This is a genomic window from Mesorhizobium sp. BR-1-1-10, assembly GCF_020165595.1.
Taxonomy (GTDB): domain Bacteria; phylum Pseudomonadota; class Alphaproteobacteria; order Rhizobiales; family Rhizobiaceae; genus Mesorhizobium; species Mesorhizobium australicum.
The window spans coordinates 101,492-118,515 of the sequence record NZ_JAIUIL010000004.1 but is presented as its reverse complement, the minus strand read 5'-3'; the positions used below and the strand labels follow the sequence as shown (position 1 = coordinate 118,515).

Here is a 17,024-nt window from a genome sequence, read left to right as displayed (position 1 = left end):
GGGTCAACGGTGTTCGGCCGAAGGCGAAGGAGCGAATGCAAGCGCTCAGTCCAGATACCGGGACACGCGCGCCTTCAGAAGCGCGATCAGCTCCGGGTCCATGAATTCATAATCGTCGGGGATATCGAGGCAGATCACCTTGGCCGCCTTCAGGCTGGCCTTGAACTGCTTCTGCAGTTTCGTCCGGTGGGTTTTCTCCATGACAAAAATGATGTCCGCCCAGCCGACGAGCTCGTGGGTCAGCGGCGTGTCGGCGTCATGATTGGTGCCAGCCGAGGCGACTTTGATGTCGCGCCGCGTGGAAAACACCTGTTCGGCGGTCGGGCTGCGCAAGCGGTTCTGGCTGCAGACGAAGAGGACGTTTTTCAAGGTTTAGCGCGCCAAATCCGCGACCACGGCGTCGAGCACGATCATTCCGGCCGGCGTGGCGCGCAGGCGGGCGTTGCCGATCGGCGCCACCAGGCCCTCGCCCTGCAGCACCGACAGGCGCGCGCTCGACAGCCCTCGCCCGGAGAAGGCCTCGTAGCGCGAGAGGTCGATGCCTTCGGCGAGCCTGAGCCCCATCAAAAGAAACTCGTCGGCCTCTTCGGAGCGCGTCAGCAGCTCGCCGCCGGTGATGCCATGGCCCTTGGCCTCGACCAGATTGGCCCAGGTTTCCGGCATCCGTTCGGCGATGGTCACCACACGGTGGCCGTTCTCGACGAAGCGGCCATGCGCGCCGGGGCCGACGCCGACATATTCGCCGTAGCGCCAATAGGTCAGATTGTGCCGGCTCTCGGCGCCCGGCCTGGCGTGGTTGGAGATCTCGTAGGCCGGCAGGCCGTGCGCCGACGTGATTTCCTGCGTCAGTGCATAGAGATCGGCGGCGTGGTCGTTGTCGGGAACGACGAATTTTTTCGCCGCGTGGAGCGCATGGAAGGGCGTGCCTTCCTCGATGGTCAGCTGGTAGAGCGACAGGTGGTCGGCGGCATGGCCGATCGCCTGTTCGAGTTCCGCCTGCCAATCCTCCGGCGTCTGCCCAGGCCGCGCATAGATCAGGTCGAAGGACAGGCGCGGAAAGATTTCGCGCGCGAGCCCGATGGCGTGCAAGGCTTCGCTTACATTGTGCAGCCGGCCGAGAAAGCGCAAATCCTTGTCGTTCAGCGCCTGCACGCCGAGCGAGACGCGGTTGACACCGGCGGCGCGGTAACCGCGAAACCGCTCCGCCTCGACCGAGGACGGGTTGGCCTCGAGCGTCACCTCGATGCCGTCAGGCACTGTCCAATTCCTGGCCACGGCGTCCAGAACCCTGGCCACGGTTTCCGGCTTCATCAGCGACGGCGTGCCGCCGCCGAGGAAGATGCTGGTCACTTCGCGTGGCCCGGTGCGCTGGCGCATCGTTGCCAACTCGGCCTCGAAGGCGGCGGCGAAGCGCTCCTGGTCGACCGGCTGGTGGCGGACATGGCTGTTGAAGTCGCAATACGGGCACTTGGCGGCGCAGAACGGCCAATGCACGTAGACGCCGAAGCCGGGACCGCGGTCGAGCGCCATGGTGGTGCCGGGTCCGATCATGCCGAGCCAGGCCTCACCGAACCAAGCCGGGCTTGGGCGAATTTCTGGAAGGCGCGGGCGCGGTGCGACAGCGCCGTCGCCTGGCCGGGTTTCCAGCCGTGCTTTTCCTCCGCGCTCATCTCGCCGAAGGTCTTGTCGAAGCCATTGGGCAAAAACACCGGATCGTAGCCGAAGCCGAGCTCGCCGCGCGGCGGCCAGACCAGCGTGCCCTCGGCCTCGCCGCGATAATATTCGGCCTCGCCGTCGGGAAAGGCGAGGCAGATGACGGCGACAAAGCGGCCCGTGCGCCGTTCGGGCGTGGCCGCGCCGACTTCCTGCATCGCCACTTCGGTGCGCTGCATGGCCATGGCGAAATCGCGCGAACCGTCCGGAGTCTCGGCCCAGTTCGCGGTATAGACGCCGGGCGCGCCGTCGAGCGCGTCGACGCAGAGGCCGGAATCGTCCGACAGTGCCGGCAGGCCGGTCGCCTTTGCGGCGGCAAAGGCCTTGATGTAGGCGTTTTCCTCGAAGGTGGTGCCGGTTTCGTCCGGTTCGGGCAGGCCATACGCCTTGGCTGATTTCGCCTCGAAGCCGAACGGTCCCATCAGCTCGGCGAATTCGCGCAGCTTGCCTTCATTGTGGCTGGCGACGACGATCTTCTTGCCATCAAGCGTATGGAGGTTTGGCGAGTGCATCAAAGGCCCCAGATTCTCGCCTCGGCGAACTCGATCGAATTGCCCGAAGGGTCGCGTATATAGATCGAACGGCCACCTTGCGGCCATTCGAATTCGCTTTCGATGGCGATTTTCTTCGCCAAGAGATGGGTTTTCCAAAGCTCGATTTCAGCGGCGTTTGCGGCAAAGCACAGATGGCCTTCGCCAACCGTGCCGTGCGGCGGCACCTTCAGCCGCGCATCGGACGCCGGCGGAATCTTGGTCGCCTCGGCGTTGAAGATCAGCAGCACGCCCGGGCCACAGCGGAAGAAAAGGTGGCGGCCATCTACCTTGCCAAGCAGGGTGAGGCCGAGGATATCGGTGTAGAAGACCTCTGCTTCAGCGAGGTCGGTGACATAGAGGGCGGATTCAAGAATGGCAGAGGGAGTCACGAGGCACCCCCCTCTGGCCTGCCGGCCATCTCCCCCGCAAGGGGGGAAATTGGCAGCGTGAGCGCCGGCTCATGGTATTCTATGCTGATTGTTGGCGAAGCTCTCGACAACATCCGATCTCCCCCCTTGCGGGGGAGATGCCCGGCAGGGCAGAGGGGGGTGCCCAGGCTCCGCATGAATAAACTAAGCCACCGCCATCTGCTGCAGGCTGACCAACCGGGAAATGCCCTTCTTGGCCAGGCCCATCAAGGCCGCGAACTGCTCTTCGGAGAAGGGCTCGCCCTCGGCGGTGCCCTGGATCTCGACGATGCCGCCCTTGCCGGTCATGACGAAATTGGCGTCGGTGCCGGCCGAGGAATCCTCGATATAATCGAGATCGATGACCGGCTGGCCGTCATGGATGCCGCAGGAAATCGCCGCGACATGATCCTTCAGCACTTTCGAAACGCTGGCCATCTGCCGCGCTTCCATCCAGCGCAGGCAGTCATACAGCGCCACCCAGCCGCCGGTGATCGACGCGGTGCGGGTGCCGCCATCGGCCTGGATGACGTCGCAGTCGACGGTGATCTGCTGTTCGCCCAGCGCCTGCAGGTCGACCACGGCGCGTAGCGAACGGCCGATCAGCCGCTGGATTTCCAGCGTGCGGCCGCCCTGCTTGCCGGCGGAGGCCTCGCGGCGCATGCGCTCGCCGGTCGAGCGCGGCAGCATGCCATATTCGGCCGTCACCCAGCCCTTGCCGGAATTGCGCATCCAGCCAGGCACCTTTTCCTCAAGGCTGGCAGTGCACAGGACATGCGTGTCGCCGAACTTCACCAGGCACGAGCCTTCGGCATGCTTGGAGACGCCGCGCTCGAAGGATATGGCGCGCATTTCGTCGAATTGGCGTTTGGAGGGGCGCATTCGGCCTGCTTTCTTGTCATTTTTTGAATCGTGGCCGGCTTGTAGCCCCACCAAGCCCATGGCGCAAAGGAAAATGGCCGAGCGATCCGACACAGACACCGGGTTGCGCGCGGCCCACCGAAGTCTATATCCTTGAACCGGAGGTTTTTAGCCGAATGACCAAGGCAGTCGATCCCGCCTCGCAGTCGCTGGCTCTTCAGTCGCTCGACATGCGCTCGCGCGACATCTTCCGGCGCATCGTCGATTCCTATCTGCGGGACGGCGAACCCGTGGGCTCGCGCAGCCTGTCGCGCATCCTGCCGTCCTCGCTGTCGCCCGCCACCATCCGCAACGTGATGAGCGACCTCGAGCATCTCGGGCTGATCTACGCGCCGCACATCTCGGCCGGGCGCCTGCCGACCCAGGCTGGCCTGCGTTTCTTCGTCGATGCCTTCATGGAGCTTGGCGACCTCTCCGACGAGGAGCGCCGCACCATCGAGGCGCAGGTGCGGGCCTCCGGCTCCGGCGCGACGCTGGAGCATATGCTGACCGAGGCCAGCCAGATGCTGTCGGGCATGTCGCGCGGCGCCGGCCTGGTGCTGGCGGCCAAGAACGAGGTGGCGCTCAAGCATATCGAATTCATCCAGCTGGAGCCGACCAAGGCGCTTGCCGTGCTGGTATCGCAGAATGGCGATGTCGAAAACCGTGTCGTCGAGCTGCCCGCCGGCATCACCGTCTCGCAACTGCACGAGGCCTCGAATTTCCTCAATGCGCATATCCGTGGCCGCACGCTGGCCGAGGCGCGCACCGAGATCGCCCGCATCAAGGAAGAGACGAGAGCCGCCCTCGACACGCTGTCGCAGGACCTCGTCGAGAAGGGGCTTGCGGTGTGGGCGGGGGCCGAAAGCGGCCTGCCGGCGCGGCTCATCGTGCGCGGCCGCGCCAATCTGCTGGAAAACGTCACCGCCCAGGCCGACATCGAACTCTTGCGCCACCTGTTCGAGGACATGGAGACGCAGGACGGGCTGATCCAATTGCTCGACCTCGCCGAGCAGGGATCGGGCGTGCGCATCTTCATCGGCTCGGAAAACAAGCTGTTCTCGCTGTCGGGCTCGTCGCTGGTGGTGGCGCCCTATCGCGACAAGGACGCCCGCGTCGTCGGCGCGCTCGGCGTCATCGGCCCGACAAGGCTGAACTATGCCCGCATCGTGCCGATGGTGGATTATACGGCACAGCTGATTTCCCGCATGCTGAGGTAAGGAGTCCGAGGAATTATTGCTTTGGTTTCCATGCCGGAATTCGACCGCGAACGACTTTCCTGGCGGGACCGTAAATCCAGACAGGCTGCAAAGGAGAAAAAGAATGGCGCTGGAATCGTTCAAGGCCCAGATCAGTCTGTTGCTCGAGGAGATGGTCAACCAGCCGGAGGACCAGCACGAAATTCAGGAACAGCTGCGCGAAAAACTGCGCGAGATGCGCGCCATGGGCCTGCCATTGCCGGCCGATCTCGTTGAATTGGAAAAACGCCTGGACGACGATTTTTACGCAGCCGGGACATGATCCGAGAGGTTTTGCGCATCGTGCGCAACGGAACCCACGGGCAAACCGATCGTTGCTTTCCTTCATGACGGATTGGAGGAAGTGATGCGGTTAGCCGGACTGGCGATGTCCGCACTGTTTGTCACGACAGCGGCGCTCGCCCAGCAAGCCGACCAGCCTGTGCTCAAAGGCCCGGCCGCCTTCGGCGACTGGCGGGCGGACAGGCCCGGCGTGCGCCGGCTGATCAAGCCGGAAGACCTGCCGAAACCCTATGTCACCAAATCCGCCTCCAACAGCGCCGGCGTGATCGACATGCCGGCGGACGCAAAGCCGCATTTGCCGCCGGGGTTTTCGGCCGAGTTGATCGCCTCGGGGATCGACAATCCGCGCGTGGTGCGCATCGCGCCCAATGGCGACCTGTTCATTGCCGACAGCAAGGCCAACCAGCTCCGCGTCTATCGCCTGGCGAAGGGCAGCGCGAAAGCCGCTGAGAAAAGCATCTTTGCCGGCGGTCTCAACCGGCCCTATGGCATTGCCTTCTATCCCCCGGGCAAGGACCCGCAATGGGTCTACGTCGCCAACAGCGACAGCATCGTGCGTTTTGCCTACGGCAATGGCGACCTGAAGGCCTCGGGCGAGCCGCAAACCATCGTCGCCGACATTCCTTCGACCCACCACTGGACCCGCGACATCGCCTTCTCGCCCGACGGCAAGACACTTTATCTTTCCGTCGGCTCCGGCTCGAATGTCGCCGAGGACATGGGCAAGAGGCCCAGGGGCGGGCTCGACGCCTGGGTCAAGGCTAAGCCGCTCGGCGCCAGTTGGGGTTCCGAGGCGGGCCGGGCCGAGGTCCGGGCCTTCGACCCCGACGGTAAGAACGGTCGCACAGTGGCCACCGGCTTGCGCAACTGTTCGGGCATGACCGTCCAGCCGGCGACCGGCGCGCTATGGTGTGTCGTCAACGAGCGCGACGGGCTCGGCGACAATGTGCCCGCCGAATACGCGACATCGGTCAGGGAAGGCGCCTTCTATGGCTGGCCCTGGTATTATATCGGCGACAATGAGGACCCGCGCCACAGGGGCGAGCGCCCCGATCTCGCCGGCAAGGCTGACAGTCCCGACGTGCTGATTCAGGCGCACTCGGCGCCGCTCAACATCGCCTTCTACGATGGCAAGGATTTGCCCGCCGACGCCGGCTTTCCCCAGGACTATCGAGGCGACGCTTTCGTTGCCCTGCACGGTTCGTGGAACCGCGGCAACAGGACCGGCTACAAGGTGGTCCGGCTCAAGTTCAAGGGCGGCAAGCCAACCGGCGAATACGAGGATTTCATGACCGGCTTCGTCGTTTCGAACGGCGAGGTGTGGGGCCGCCCGGTCGGCGTTGCGGTGGCCGGCGACGGATCCTTGATCGTCTCCGAGGACGGCAACGGCACGATCTGGCGCGTGACTTATGGTGGCGACCGCTCCTGATCCTTGCTTGCGAACCGGGCCATGCCGTCTGGTGCAAGCGAATCCCGCGCTCAGGGGTTCACCTGGAGACCCGCCTCGTGCGACAAGGGGCGCGACCGCCCTTGGACACCAACGCCAATGACCCTCACCGGATTCCTCGCCTATAGCGCCGCTCTTGGTATCGCCGCCGCCATTCCTGGCCCCGGCATCACCGCGTTGGTCGCGCGTGCGCTGGGCTCGGGCTTTCGCTCGTCGCTGGCCATGTCCTTCGGCCTCATGCTGGGCGATCTCACCTACCTGACCGCCGTGGTGCTGGGCCTCGCCTTCGTCGCGCAGGAATTCGGCATGGTTTTCCTGGCCATCAAATGGGCCGGCGTCGCCTACCTGGCTTTTCTCGGCTGGCGCTTCTGGACCGCCGGCATCACACCCGAAACCATCGAAGCCAGGAAGGGAAAGGGCGGCTTGCTGTCGAGCTTCGTCGCCGGCCTCACCGTGACGCTCGGCAACCCCAAGACGATGATCTTCTACCTCGCCATCACGCCGACCATCGTCGACCTGAAGACGATCACGCTTGCCGATTACGGCATTCTCGTCGCGCTGACGGTCGTCGTCCTGTTCGTCGTGCTGGTGCCTTACCTGGCGCTGGCGGCCAAGGCGCGCTGGTTCCTGAAGTCGCCGCGCGCGCTGAAGGTGCTGAACCGCACTGCCGGCGCCTTCATGGTTGGCGCGGCGGCGGCGATCGCCGCTCGTCAGTAGGTCGTTTCGGCCAAACCATTCCCTACTTCGGCTGTTTCGGGAAATGCTTTTCCGAGTGCCAGGCGTTTTCAGCACGCGCCCCACTCGGATATTTTCCAGCCGCAGCCTATCTTGCGCGGTTGAAAGCCCTATTCTGTCGGCTACTGCCAATTGCCTGAAATCCAGGGAGCGAAACCAATGAACAAGCCCGTCACTTCAGCCCGCGTGCCCGGCCGCGGCCGCATCTACGATTCCATCACCGACACGATCGGCGACACGCCCCTGGTACGGCTCGACAAGTTCGCCAAGGAGAAGGGCATCGTCGCCAATCTGGTCGCCAAGCTCGAATTCTTCAATCCGATCGCCTCGGTCAAGGACCGTATCGGCGTAGCGATGATCGAGGCGCTGGAAGCGGCCGGCAAGATTGCCCCCGGCAAGACCACGCTGATCGAACCGACATCCGGCAACACCGGCATCGCGCTCGCCTTCGCCGCCGCCGCCAAGGGCTACAAGCTGATCCTGACCATGCCGGAGACAATGTCGGTCGAGCGCCGCAAGATGCTGGCGCTGCTCGGCGCCGAACTGGTGCTGACCGAAGGCCCGAAAGGCATGAAGGGCGCCATCGCCAAGGCCGACGAACTGGCCGCGACGATCCCCAACGCCATCATTCCGCAGCAGTTCGAAAACCCGGCCAATCCAGAGATCCATCGCAAGACGACGGCGGAGGAAATCTGGAACGACACCCAGGGCGGGATCGACATCTTCATCGCCGGCATCGGCACTGGCGGCACCATCACCGGCGTCGGCCAGGTTTTGAAGAAGCGCCAGCCCGCGCTGCATGTCGTCGCCGTCGAGCCGGATGCTTCGCCGGTCCTGTCGGGCGGCCAGCCCGGCCCGCACAAGATCCAGGGCATCGGCGCCGGCTTCGCGCCAAAAATCCTCGACACCACGGTCTATGACGAGATCGTTAAGGTCTCGAACGAGGATTCGGTCGCCAATGCGCGCCTCATCGCCCGCCTCGAAGGCGTGCCGGTCGGCATCTCCTCGGGCGCGGCCCTGCAGGCGGCCATCGTCGTCGGCTCGCGGCCCGAGAACAAGGGCAAGACCCTGGTCGTGGTCATCCCCGATTTCGCCGAGCGGTATCTGTCGACGATCCTGTTCGAGGGGCTGGGAGCTTAGGCTTCGATACCCAAGAACAGCAGCGCTAACGTAGCTTGTTTAGCGTCCTGAGCCTGGCCCGTTGAAAAACCTGCCGTGGAGTCCTTACCCGACTTGAGTAGCCCCTGCTTCCGGTGCAAATCTCGAGCGCGCCCTGGTTCGGGCCGGGGGGAGGATTTCATGTACAAGCTCTACACGCGTCCGGGCAGCGGCGGCTTTGTCGTCGAGGCGGCGCTGGCGCTGATCGATGCGCCTTTCCAGCAGATCGACGTGCTGAAGAGCGAGGCGCCCGATCCGGCCTTCCTCGCCATCAGCCCGTTGAACCAGGTGCCGGTGCTGACCTTGCCGGACGGACGCTCGGTCACCGAATCGGCGGCGATCTGCATCCTGCTCGCCGAGCGCCACCCGCAAGCCGGCCTGGCGCCGACCGCCGATGAACCGGCGCGCGCGGAGTTCCTGCGCTGGATGGCGTTCATGTCCTCGGTGCTCTACCCGGCGATGCTGCGGCTCTACTACGCCCATCGCTACACGACGGATGCCGAGGGCACGAAGGCGGTGAAACAGGCGGCGGTCGCCGAGATGGACCGCGGGTTTGCCGTCGTCGATGCAGCCTTGCGCAACCGCGACTGGCTCGCCGGCGATCAGATGTCGCTGGCCGACATCTATCTCGTCATGCTGGTGGCTTGGCATCCCGACATCGACATGGCGCGGGCGGCCTGGCCCGGTATCGAACGCCTGTGGGCGCGGTTGCGCGAGCATCCGCTCATGAAGACGCTCAACACGTCGCACGAAATGTGGCCGGCCTGAGCGGACACTTCACTGTATGAGCGCGGCGCGTCTTGCCTGCAGGAAGCGGCGCACCGCCGGATCGCGCTCGAGGCCGATCGCCCGATCATAGGCTTCGAGCGCCTGCGGTGCCTGGCCGAGCCTGGCCAGCAGGCCGGCCCGCGCGGCCCAGTAGGGCTGGTAGTCATTGAGCCGCTTGTCGTCTCCCAGCACGTAAAGAGCCGCCAACCCCGCCACCGCGCCCTCGGTCTCGGCGATCGCCACCGCGCGGTTGATCGCCACGACCGGTGATCCCGCGATCGAAAACAGCGCTTCGTAGAGCGCGCGGATCGCCGCCCAGTCGGTGCGGCCGCTCAGCCGTCGCGCCACATGCGCCGACTGGACCGCCGCCTCGAGCTGATAGCGGCCGATCGTGCCCATGGCGGCGGCACGGCAGAGCAGGGCTTCGGCCTCGTCGACCAGGGCGTGATCCCACAGTGCATGGTCCTGCTCGGCGAGCGGCACATACTCTCCGGCCGTGTCGCGACGCGCGGCGCGGCGCGCTTCGGCGAACAGCATCAGAGCCAGCAGGCCCAGCGCTTCCGGCTCGTGCGGCAGCAGCGAGGCCACCAGCCGGCCGAGCCAGATGCCTTCGGTGGCGAGGTTCCGGCGCCGCGTCTCGGTACCGGCCGGGTCGGACCAGCCCTCGGCGAAAGCGGCGTAGATCGCCTCCAGCACCGCGTCCAGCCTTTCGCCGAGTTCGGCTCGCTCCGGTACGCGGAACGGAATGCCGGTCTCGCGGATGCGGCTCTTGGCGCGCACCAGGCGCTGGCCCATCGTTGACGGCGAGAGCAGGAAAGCGGAAGCGATCGTCGCGGCATCGAAGCCGAGGATGGTCTGCAGGATCAGCGGCGCCCGCACGCCCGGTTCGATCGCCGGATGGGCGCAGGCGAACATCAGCCGCAATCGTTCGTCGGGCAGGTCCTCATCGGTCATGCGCGCCTCCGCCTCCTCGGCAATCAGCTTGAGATGGTCGCGGCCGGCTTCGCTGGTCAGCCGCCGCCGCACCGCGTCGACACGCCGCCGCCTTGCCACCGCGAGCAACCAGGCTTCCGGCTTTTCCGGCACGCCGGTGCGCGGCCAGCGTTCAAGCGCCGCCGCAAAGGCGTCGGCCAGAGCATCCTCCGCGGCAGCCACGTCGCGCGTGCGCGCCGCCAGCCAGGCGACCAGCTTGCCGTAGCTCTGCCGGGCGGCCGTCTCGGCGGCCACCCGGGCGATTTCGGGGCGTGTGTCCATCACGCCGTCATTTCCTGGGCAGATAGTCGGCCATTTCCCAGATCGGCCGCACCTCGACAGTCCCGGTGCTGGCCGCCGGACAGCGCGCCGCCCAGGCGATCGCGGCGTCGGCGTCCTCGGCTTCGATCATGTAGAAGCCGGCAAGCTGCTCCTTGGTGTCGGCATAGGGGCCGTCGAGCACGCTGGTCTTACCGTCAGTCATCCGGACCAGGGTGGTCGCCTGGCTCGGGCGCAGCCTGTCGCCGGCCAGCCAGGTGCCGGACTTCTTCAGCGCTTCCGTGTAGGCGTCATAGGCGGCGCTCATCTGATAGGTCGCCTCGGTCGGCACGTTCGCCATCGCGGCTTCGTCGGCGTAAATCATAAGCATGTATCGCATGGGTCTTCTCCCGTGGTTTCGAAGGCCGCTTCGTTGCGGGCCGAACGTATGTCGCGCGACCTTGGCCGATTTCGACAGGCGCTGGAAAAACTTTCGGCTCCGGCCGCGCCTTGTGCAAGCGGGCATATGTTTGGCGACACTCTCAACCATTCGTCTAACGAGCGGAATTGCGGGTTGGCATTTCCCCTCCGCTGTCTAAACTCGCCCGGTTCGCGTCAGGGAGGCGATGCGGCCAATATTTCAGGGAGGAAACCGGATGTTGAACTTCAGAAAGACGTTTATTGCTGCCGGCGCGATGGCGCTTTCCCTTGGCCTTGGTGCGGTGTCCGCCACCGCGCAGGAATTCATCAATGTGCTGACCGGCGGCACTTCGGGCGTCTATTATCCGCTCGGCGTGGCACTGTCGGAAATCTACGGCAAGGGCATCGAGGGCGCCCGCACCCAGGTGCAGGCGACCAAGGCCTCGGTCGAGAACCTCAACCTCCTGCAGCAGGGCAAGGGCGAGATCGCGTTCGCGCTCGGCGATTCCGTCAAGATGGCCGCCGAGGGCAATGCCGAGGCCGGCTTCCCCGGCAAGCTGGACAAGCTGCGCGGCATCGCCGCCATCTATCCCAATTACATCCAGATCGTCGCCAGCCAGGAATCCGGCATCAAGACGCTCGCCGACCTCAAGGGCAAGAGCTTGTCGGTCGGCGCGCCGGCATCGGGCACCGAGCTCAACGCGCGGGCCATCTTCGCCGCCGCCGGGCTGAAATACGAGGACCTCGGCCGCGTCGAATATCTGCCCTTCGCCGAATCGGTCGAGCTGATCAAGAACCGCCAGCTCGACGCCACGCTGCAATCGGCCGGGCTGGGCGTCGCCTCGATCCGCGATCTCGCCACCTCCTTGCCGATCAATGTCGTTGCGGTGCCGGCCGAAGACGTCGCCAAGATCGGCTCGCCCTATCTGTCGGTGGTCATTCCCAAGGGCACCTATGAGGGCCAGGCAGAGGATGTCGCGACAGCCGCCGTCGGCAATTTCCTCATCACCCGGGCCGATGTCTCGGATGAGACCGCCTACCAGATGACCAAGCAGATGTTCGAGCATCTCGACCAGCTTGCCGCTGCGCACGCCGCCGCCAAGGCGATCGACCCGGCCAAGGCCCTCGACGGCATGCCGGTGCCGCTGCATCCGGGCGCGGAGCGGTATTACAAGGAGAAGGGGCTGCTGAAGTAGGCGAGGACTATCTGAGATGTCTTCGCGACGCGCCTCGCACTATCATTCGCTCATTTTGGAGTGCGTCGGATGAGCGAAGCAGTCGACGGCAAATCCTCCACCTTCCATCTCCCCGTCGCCGAAGAGCAGGTCGAAGGACTGCCGCCGGGTTTCGGCGACGGCATCGCCGGCAAGGCGGCCTTCGCCATCGCGGTCGCTTTTTCCGCCTTCCAGATCTACATCGCCGCCTATGGCAGCCTGCCGAGCCAGGTGGTGCGGGCCATGCATGTCGGTTTCCTGCTGCTGCTCGGCTTCGGCCTGATCGCCAATCTGCGCGCCACCAGCCTGCCGGCCAAGGCCGCGTTCTGGACGCTGGGCGTGCTCGGCTTCGGCACCGGCCTGTACAATTGGGTGTTCTATACCGACCTCATCCGGCGCTCCGGCTTCCTCACCACGCCGGACCTGATCGTCGGCGCGGTGCTGGTGGTGCTGGTCTTCGAGGCGGCGCGCCGGCTGATGGGGCTGCCGCTGGCGGCCATCGCCTTCATCTTTCTCGCCTATTGCTTCGTCGGCAATCATCTGCCGCCGCCCTTCATCCATCGCGGCTATGACTTCGCCCAGCTGGTCGACACCTTCGCCTACGGCACCGAAGGCATTTACGGCACGCCGATCTATGTCTCGGCCGCCTATATCTTCATCTTCGTCGTCTTTGCCGCCTTCCTCGAACGCGCCGGGATGATCGCGCTGTTCAACGATTTCGCGCTCGGCCTGGTCGGCACCTGGCGCGGCGGCCCGGCGCAGGTCTGCGTGCTGTCCTCGGCGCTGATGGGCACCATTTCCGGTTCCGGCGTCGCCAATGTGGTGGCCAGCGGCCAGTTCACGATTCCCTTGATGAAGCGCTTCGGCTTCCGCTCGGCCTTCGCCGGCGCCGTCGAGGCGACCTCCTCGATGGGCGGCCAGATCATGCCGCCGGTGATGGGCGCGGTCGCCTTCATCATGGCCGAGACGCTGAACATCCCCTATGCCGATGTGGTCAAGGCGGCCATCATCCCGGCGCTGCTCTATTTCGGCGCCTGTTTCTGGCAGGTGCATCTGGAGGCAGGCAAGGCCGGCCTGCGTGGCATGGCCAAGGCGGACCTGCCCAACCCCTGGGACGCGGTGCGACAGCACTGGCCGCTGGTGCTGCCGCTGGCGGCGCTGATCTATCTGCTGTTCGCCGGCTACACACCTGTCTTCGCGGGTACGATGGGCCTGGCGCTGACCATCGTGCTGATCCTCGGCACGCCGCTGGCGGCGCTGATCGGGCCGCTCGCCTTCCGCGTCGTCTTCTGGCTGGCGCTGGGGCTTGCCGCCGCCTCCTTCATGAAATTCGGCGTCAACATCCTCAGCCTTGTCATCGCCGCACTCGTCATTGCCTGCCTTGCCTTCAGGGGTGGCCGCGAGACGCTGCGGATCTGCATCGTTTCGCTTGCCGAAGGCGCCAAGAACGCGCTGCCGGTCGGCATTGCCTGCGCCATCGTCGGCATCGTCATCGGCACGCTGACGCTGACCGGCATCGCCTCGACCTTCATCGGCTGGATCATCTCGATCGGCGAGAACAATCTGTTCCTGTCGCTGGTGCTGACCATGCTGACCTGCCTGGTGCTCGGCATGGGCATCCCGACCATCCCCAACTACATCATCACCTCGTCGCTGGCCGGGCCGGCGCTGCTATCGCTCGGCGTGCCGCTGGTGGTCAGCCACATGTTCGTCTTCTATTTCGGCATCATGGCCGACCTGACGCCGCCGGTGGCGTTGGCCGCCTTTGCCGCCGCACCCATGGCCAAGGAGAGCGGCCTCAAGATCGGTATCCAGGCGACAAAACTAGCCATTGCCGGTTTCGTCGTTCCGTTCATGGCGGTCTACACGCCGGCGCTGATGCTGCAGGACGCCGGACCGATCGCCGCCCAGTTCGGTTATCCCGTCGAGGTCACCTACATCGTTCTCAAGGCCTGCATGGGCATCGTGCTGTGGGGCGCCGCCGCCGTCGGCTTCCTTGCCACGCGCATGGCCTGGTGGGAACGGCTGGTCGCCTTCGCCGCCGGCGTGCTGCTGGTGGCGGCGGTGCCGCTGACCGACGAGACCGGCTGGGCGCTGTCGCTGGCCTGGATCGGCTGGCATGTCTGGCGTGCCCGGCAGGCGCCGGCCAGGGCATGATCCCGAAGCGAAGGTCGGCGAACGCAAAATGCGGCACCCGGCTGGCGGCGGCGATCCTGCTCAGGCGAGAAACCGCATGAGCCTGTGCATCCTCGCCGCCGGCAAGAGCGTGACGCTCGGCGTTGCCGCCTTCACACTGTTCTGGACGCATTCGGTGGAGCGGACGCTCTGGGAGGAGGACTGGAAGGTGACGCCCTCCGGCCTGCAAGTGGTGGAGGCCCGGATCAAGGGCTCGGGTGCCGGCATGGAGCCGCCGGAAGGTGCCGTGCTGAAGGATGGCTGGTGGGTCTATGCGCCCAAGGTCGGGCCGCAGCCCCGTCTCGTGCTGGCGGCCTCCGGCGCGACGGCCGGTGGCTGGACGCTGTGCACGTCCCAGGATTGCCGCGAACTGGGTAAGGCGGCGGGCGGCGCGATTGTGCTCCAACCCTGTGTGGCCGATCGCTCGAGCCGGCCGCGGTAGCGCGCATTCATCCGATTGGCCGCAACCAGGCGCGACGCTCTCGAAGATGATCAGCGGCTGCACCGAAGGGTTCAGAGGGGCGGCTTGCCTGGGGAGGGCTCGTCCGCGGCGGTCACGCTGGCCTCGGCTGCTTATGTCCTATGACATCAAGCCGGCCGATGGCGGCATCAAAGACGCGGCGTTGCCGCACGCCGGCGGTCGGCCAGGACAGGGCGTTCGGCGCGATAGGCGGTGGCGCGGCTGTCGGCGTCCGGCCTGCAGATGCGGCTGTTGTGGCGGCTTTCGAAGCTCATGGTCAGTGCGCGCCCAGCGACGTGCCGCGACGGGCGCAGGCCGGACCGGGGCCACGCATGTAATAGCGCTCGGGCCGATAGGTCGGCGCGACGAATTCGCGGATGGCGGCGGCATAGCCGATGAGTTGCGTGAGGAAGTTCATTTTACCTGGTCCCTGTCCCGATTTTCGGACGTCCCTTCCGAAGTGCGAGAACGATAGCATCGAGGCGTGAATACTCAGTGAACGTGATGTTAATTTTTGGTCGAAAACCCGTCGCTTCATGGCCGGATTGCGGCTGATTCGGGGTGTTTCGACGCCTTTTGTCATCATTTCGGTTGGTGTGACTTTTGCATCACATATGTTTCGTTTGAATGTCGCCTTGGCGCGCTTGTGTTTCAACTTTCGTGCCGCCCGAGAATTTCGTTGCCGTGCGGCCGCGAGCGTTCGGAACCGGCCCCACCAACGGACGTTGAGTCGCAGGACCGGCATTGCCGGCTCACAGGCACTGCCCAGGCAGGCCGGGATCTCCCGAACAAGCAAGAGCAATGGAAAGGTTGAAATCATGGGCTTCTTTTCGAAGGACATCAAAACGCTGGACGACCTCTTCGTGCACACGCTGCGCGACATCTATTATGCTGAAAAGCAGATCGAGAAGGCGCTGCCGAAGATGGTCGACAAGGCAACCGATCCGCAATTGAAGGCCGGCTTCGAAAAACACCTCGAGCAGACCAAGGGCCATATCGAACGCGTCGAGCAGGTGTTCGAGCTGCATGGCGTCAAGGCCAAGCAGGTGAACTGCCCGGCCATCGACGGCATTCTCGAGGAGGCCGACGACGTCAGCGGCGATGTCGACGATAAGGACGTTCTGGATGCCGCGCTGATCGCCTCCGCGCAGGCCGTCGAGCACTACGAAATGACCCGCTACGGCACCTTGATCGCCTGGGCCAAGCAGCTCGGCCGCAGCGACTGCGCCAATGTGCTGGCCAAGAATCTCAAGGAAGAGCAGGCGACGGATCGCAAGCTGACCGAAATCGCGGAAAGCAAGATCAACCTGCAGGCCGCCGAATAGGGGCTGAAGGTCGGGGCCGGCGGCAACCGCGCCGGCCCCGGCCCGACCGGGTTGGAACCGAGCGGGGTGGTCGCCCGTTCCACCCGTTCCAGCTGATCTTTTTCACGGGGAAATCATCATGGCGCCGCGCCCGGCCTGGAAAGGCTATCTGAAGCTCTCGCTGGTCACCTGCGCCATCGAACTGACCAACGTGGTCACCCATGCCGACAAGGTCTCGTTCCACATCCTGAACCGCAAGACCGGCAATACGGTGAAGCGGATCTATGTCGACGCCGAGACCGGCAAACCGGTCGAGGACGGCGACGAGATCAAGGGATACGAGATCGAAAAGGGCGACTTCGTCCATATAGAGGAGGACGAGATCGAGGCGGTGCAGATCGAAACCTCGCACACGATGAGCCTCGACGGCTTCGTCGACAAGTCCTCGATCCGGCAGATCTATCTCGACACGCCCTACTATGTCGCGCCGGCCGACAAGGTTTCGGAGGAGGCGTTCGCCGTCATCCGCGACGCGATGGCGGGCAAGAAGATGGCCGGGCTGGCGCGCATCGTTCTTTATCGGCGCGAGCGTCCAGTGGTCATCGAGCCGCTCGGCAAGGGCATGGTGCTGACCACGCTGCGCTACGACAACACGGTGCGCCAGCCGGAGACCGTCTTCGGCGACATCGAGGCGGTGAAGACCGACCAGGAGATGACCGATCTGGCCGAGCTCATCATCGACAAGAAGAAGACCAAGTTCGATCCCTCGAAATTCGACGACAAATATGAGGAAGCCCTGCTCGAGCTGATCCGCGCCAAGAAGGCGGGGCACAAGGCGCCCAAGGCCAAGGAGGCGCCCAAACCCTCCAATGTCGTCAACCTGTTCGACGCGCTGAAGAAGAGCTTGTCGTCGGATTCGGGTTCAGGACAAACCAAGTCGTCCCCGGCGAAAGCCAAGCCGGCGGCCAAACGTGCCAAGGCGAAAAGCGTTGCGCCGAAGCGCAAATCGGCCTGAGGAT

The 17,024-nt window shown here is 65.0% G+C and carries 20 protein-coding genes; 11 read left to right on the top strand and 9 right to left on the bottom strand.

The features are described from left to right. Positions 1-45: 45 nt before the first annotated feature. The 5 genes from LB555_RS09400 to rph all read right to left on the bottom strand — a co-directional run bounded on the left by LB555_RS09400 (position 46) and on the right by rph (position 3,535). Positions 46-369, bottom strand: coding sequence for a low molecular weight protein tyrosine phosphatase family protein (locus tag LB555_RS09400; protein ID WP_224682749.1), 324 nt, complete (start codon positions 367-369; stop codon positions 46-48). 3 nt (positions 370-372) lie between these two features. After that, entirely contained in the window at positions 373-1,551 is a 1,179-nt protein-coding gene (hemW, locus tag LB555_RS09395; protein ID WP_140719555.1) for a radical SAM family heme chaperone HemW, read from the bottom strand. Then, positions 1,548-2,225 carry an RdgB/HAM1 family non-canonical purine NTP pyrophosphatase gene (rdgB, locus tag LB555_RS09390; protein WP_015314796.1) on the bottom strand — a complete coding sequence of 226 codons (678 nt, stop codon included), beginning with the start codon at positions 2,223-2,225 and terminating at the stop codon, positions 1,548-1,550. Before rdgB ends, hemW begins: the two co-directional genes overlap by 4 nt. Continuing rightward, positions 2,225-2,635, bottom strand: a complete 411-nt coding sequence (locus tag LB555_RS09385; protein WP_224682748.1) for a VOC family protein — start codon at positions 2,633-2,635, stop codon at positions 2,225-2,227. The genes rdgB and LB555_RS09385 overlap by 1 nt, the downstream gene beginning before the upstream one ends. Positions 2,636-2,818: 183 nt before the next feature. Then, positions 2,819-3,535 (bottom strand): ribonuclease PH, encoded by a 717-nt coding sequence (rph, locus tag LB555_RS09380; protein WP_015314794.1) that lies wholly within the window; start codon positions 3,533-3,535, stop codon positions 2,819-2,821. 155 nt (positions 3,536-3,690) lie between these two features. On the opposite strand from rph, the gene hrcA reads away from it, so the two are divergent. The 6 genes from hrcA (at position 3,691) to LB555_RS09350 (ending at position 9,202) form a co-directional block, all read left to right on the top strand. Next, entirely contained in the window at positions 3,691-4,773 is a 1,083-nt protein-coding gene (gene hrcA, locus LB555_RS09375; protein WP_015314793.1) for a heat-inducible transcriptional repressor HrcA, read from the top strand. 103 nt (positions 4,774-4,876) lie between these two features. Next, positions 4,877-5,074, top strand: a complete 198-nt coding sequence (locus tag LB555_RS09370) for a hypothetical protein (RefSeq protein WP_015314792.1) — start codon at positions 4,877-4,879, stop codon at positions 5,072-5,074. A gap of 105 nt (positions 5,075-5,179) precedes the next feature. Beyond that, entirely contained in the window at positions 5,180-6,523 is a 1,344-nt protein-coding gene (locus LB555_RS09365; RefSeq protein WP_224682747.1) for a PQQ-dependent sugar dehydrogenase, read from the top strand. 117 nt (positions 6,524-6,640) lie between these two features. Further along, positions 6,641-7,258, top strand: a complete 618-nt coding sequence (locus LB555_RS09360; protein WP_224643062.1) for a LysE family translocator — start codon at positions 6,641-6,643, stop codon at positions 7,256-7,258. 177 nt (positions 7,259-7,435) lie between these two features. Then, positions 7,436-8,416 (top strand): cysteine synthase A, encoded by a 981-nt coding sequence (cysK, locus tag LB555_RS09355; protein WP_140712085.1) that lies wholly within the window; start codon positions 7,436-7,438, stop codon positions 8,414-8,416. 159 nt (positions 8,417-8,575) lie between these two features. Then, positions 8,576-9,202 (top strand): glutathione S-transferase family protein, encoded by a 627-nt coding sequence (locus LB555_RS09350; RefSeq protein ID WP_140719551.1) that lies wholly within the window; start codon positions 8,576-8,578, stop codon positions 9,200-9,202. A gap of 9 nt (positions 9,203-9,211) precedes the next feature. Here LB555_RS09350 and LB555_RS09345 read toward each other — a convergent pair whose 3' ends face one another. After that, a complete protein-coding gene (locus LB555_RS09345; RefSeq protein ID WP_224682908.1) occupies positions 9,212-10,456 on the bottom strand; it encodes an RNA polymerase sigma factor in 1,245 nt (414 codons plus the stop codon). A gap of 7 nt (positions 10,457-10,463) precedes the next feature. Next, on the bottom strand, positions 10,464-10,832 hold the full coding sequence (locus tag LB555_RS09340) for a YciI family protein (RefSeq protein ID WP_015314786.1): 369 nt from the start codon (positions 10,830-10,832) through the stop codon (positions 10,464-10,466). A gap of 256 nt (positions 10,833-11,088) precedes the next feature. On the opposite strand from LB555_RS09340, the gene LB555_RS09335 reads away from it, so the two are divergent. The 3 genes from LB555_RS09335 (at position 11,089) to LB555_RS09325 (ending at position 14,683) form a co-directional block, all read left to right on the top strand. Continuing rightward, positions 11,089-12,048, top strand: coding sequence for a TAXI family TRAP transporter solute-binding subunit (locus LB555_RS09335; RefSeq protein ID WP_140660352.1), 960 nt, complete (start codon positions 11,089-11,091; stop codon positions 12,046-12,048). A 69-nt stretch (positions 12,049-12,117) separates the two neighbouring features. Next, positions 12,118-14,223 (top strand): TRAP transporter permease, encoded by a 2,106-nt coding sequence (locus tag LB555_RS09330; RefSeq protein ID WP_224682746.1) that lies wholly within the window; start codon positions 12,118-12,120, stop codon positions 14,221-14,223. A gap of 76 nt (positions 14,224-14,299) precedes the next feature. Next, positions 14,300-14,683 (top strand): DUF1850 domain-containing protein, encoded by a 384-nt coding sequence (locus LB555_RS09325; RefSeq protein ID WP_224682907.1) that lies wholly within the window; start codon positions 14,300-14,302, stop codon positions 14,681-14,683. 167 nt (positions 14,684-14,850) lie between these two features. Here LB555_RS09325 and LB555_RS29290 read toward each other — a convergent pair whose 3' ends face one another. Next, a complete protein-coding gene (locus tag LB555_RS29290; protein WP_263484918.1) occupies positions 14,851-14,976 on the bottom strand; it encodes a hypothetical protein in 126 nt (41 codons plus the stop codon). Positions 14,977-14,978: 2 nt separating this feature from the next. Then, complete coding sequence (locus tag LB555_RS09320) at positions 14,979-15,119, bottom strand: hypothetical protein (protein WP_015314782.1); 141 nt, start codon at positions 15,117-15,119, stop codon at positions 14,979-14,981. A gap of 400 nt (positions 15,120-15,519) precedes the next feature. Here LB555_RS09320 and LB555_RS09315 point away from each other — a divergent pair, with 400 nt between their 5' ends. After that, positions 15,520-16,026 (top strand): ferritin-like domain-containing protein, encoded by a 507-nt coding sequence (locus LB555_RS09315; protein WP_015314781.1) that lies wholly within the window; start codon positions 15,520-15,522, stop codon positions 16,024-16,026. A 118-nt stretch (positions 16,027-16,144) separates the two neighbouring features. Then, positions 16,145-17,020, top strand: coding sequence for a Ku protein (locus LB555_RS09310; protein WP_140618129.1), 876 nt, complete (start codon positions 16,145-16,147; stop codon positions 17,018-17,020). The last annotated feature ends 4 nt before the right edge of the window (positions 17,021-17,024 follow it).

Coding starts and splice junctions, on each gene's coding strand:
- hemW (WP_140719555.1), bottom strand. CDS start 1,551: ATGATCGGACCCGGCACCACCATGGCGCTCGACCGCGGTCCCGGCTTC.
- rdgB (WP_015314796.1), bottom strand. CDS start 2,225: ATGCACTCGCCAAACCTCCATACGCTTGATGGCAAGAAGATCGTCGTC.
- rph (WP_015314794.1), bottom strand. CDS start 3,535: ATGCGCCCCTCCAAACGCCAATTCGACGAAATGCGCGCCATATCCTTC.
- hrcA (WP_015314793.1), top strand. CDS start 3,691: ATGACCAAGGCAGTCGATCCCGCCTCGCAGTCGCTGGCTCTTCAGTCG.
- LB555_RS09370 (WP_015314792.1), top strand. CDS start 4,877: ATGGCGCTGGAATCGTTCAAGGCCCAGATCAGTCTGTTGCTCGAGGAG.
- LB555_RS09365 (WP_224682747.1), top strand. CDS start 5,180: ATGTCCGCACTGTTTGTCACGACAGCGGCGCTCGCCCAGCAAGCCGAC.
- LB555_RS09360 (WP_224643062.1), top strand. CDS start 6,641: ATGACCCTCACCGGATTCCTCGCCTATAGCGCCGCTCTTGGTATCGCC.
- cysK (WP_140712085.1), top strand. CDS start 7,436: ATGAACAAGCCCGTCACTTCAGCCCGCGTGCCCGGCCGCGGCCGCATC.
- LB555_RS09350 (WP_140719551.1), top strand. CDS start 8,576: ATGTACAAGCTCTACACGCGTCCGGGCAGCGGCGGCTTTGTCGTCGAG.
- LB555_RS09345 (WP_224682908.1), bottom strand. CDS start 10,456: ATGGACACACGCCCCGAAATCGCCCGGGTGGCCGCCGAGACGGCCGCC.
- LB555_RS09340 (WP_015314786.1), bottom strand. CDS start 10,832: ATGCGATACATGCTTATGATTTACGCCGACGAAGCCGCGATGGCGAAC.
- LB555_RS09335 (WP_140660352.1), top strand. CDS start 11,089: ATGTTGAACTTCAGAAAGACGTTTATTGCTGCCGGCGCGATGGCGCTT.
- LB555_RS09330 (WP_224682746.1), top strand. CDS start 12,118: ATGAGCGAAGCAGTCGACGGCAAATCCTCCACCTTCCATCTCCCCGTC.
- LB555_RS09325 (WP_224682907.1), top strand. CDS start 14,300: ATGAGCCTGTGCATCCTCGCCGCCGGCAAGAGCGTGACGCTCGGCGTT.
- LB555_RS29290 (WP_263484918.1), bottom strand. CDS start 14,976: ATGAGCTTCGAAAGCCGCCACAACAGCCGCATCTGCAGGCCGGACGCC.
- LB555_RS09320 (WP_015314782.1), bottom strand. CDS start 15,119: ATGAACTTCCTCACGCAACTCATCGGCTATGCCGCCGCCATCCGCGAA.
- LB555_RS09315 (WP_015314781.1), top strand. CDS start 15,520: ATGGGCTTCTTTTCGAAGGACATCAAAACGCTGGACGACCTCTTCGTG.
- LB555_RS09310 (WP_140618129.1), top strand. CDS start 16,145: ATGGCGCCGCGCCCGGCCTGGAAAGGCTATCTGAAGCTCTCGCTGGTC.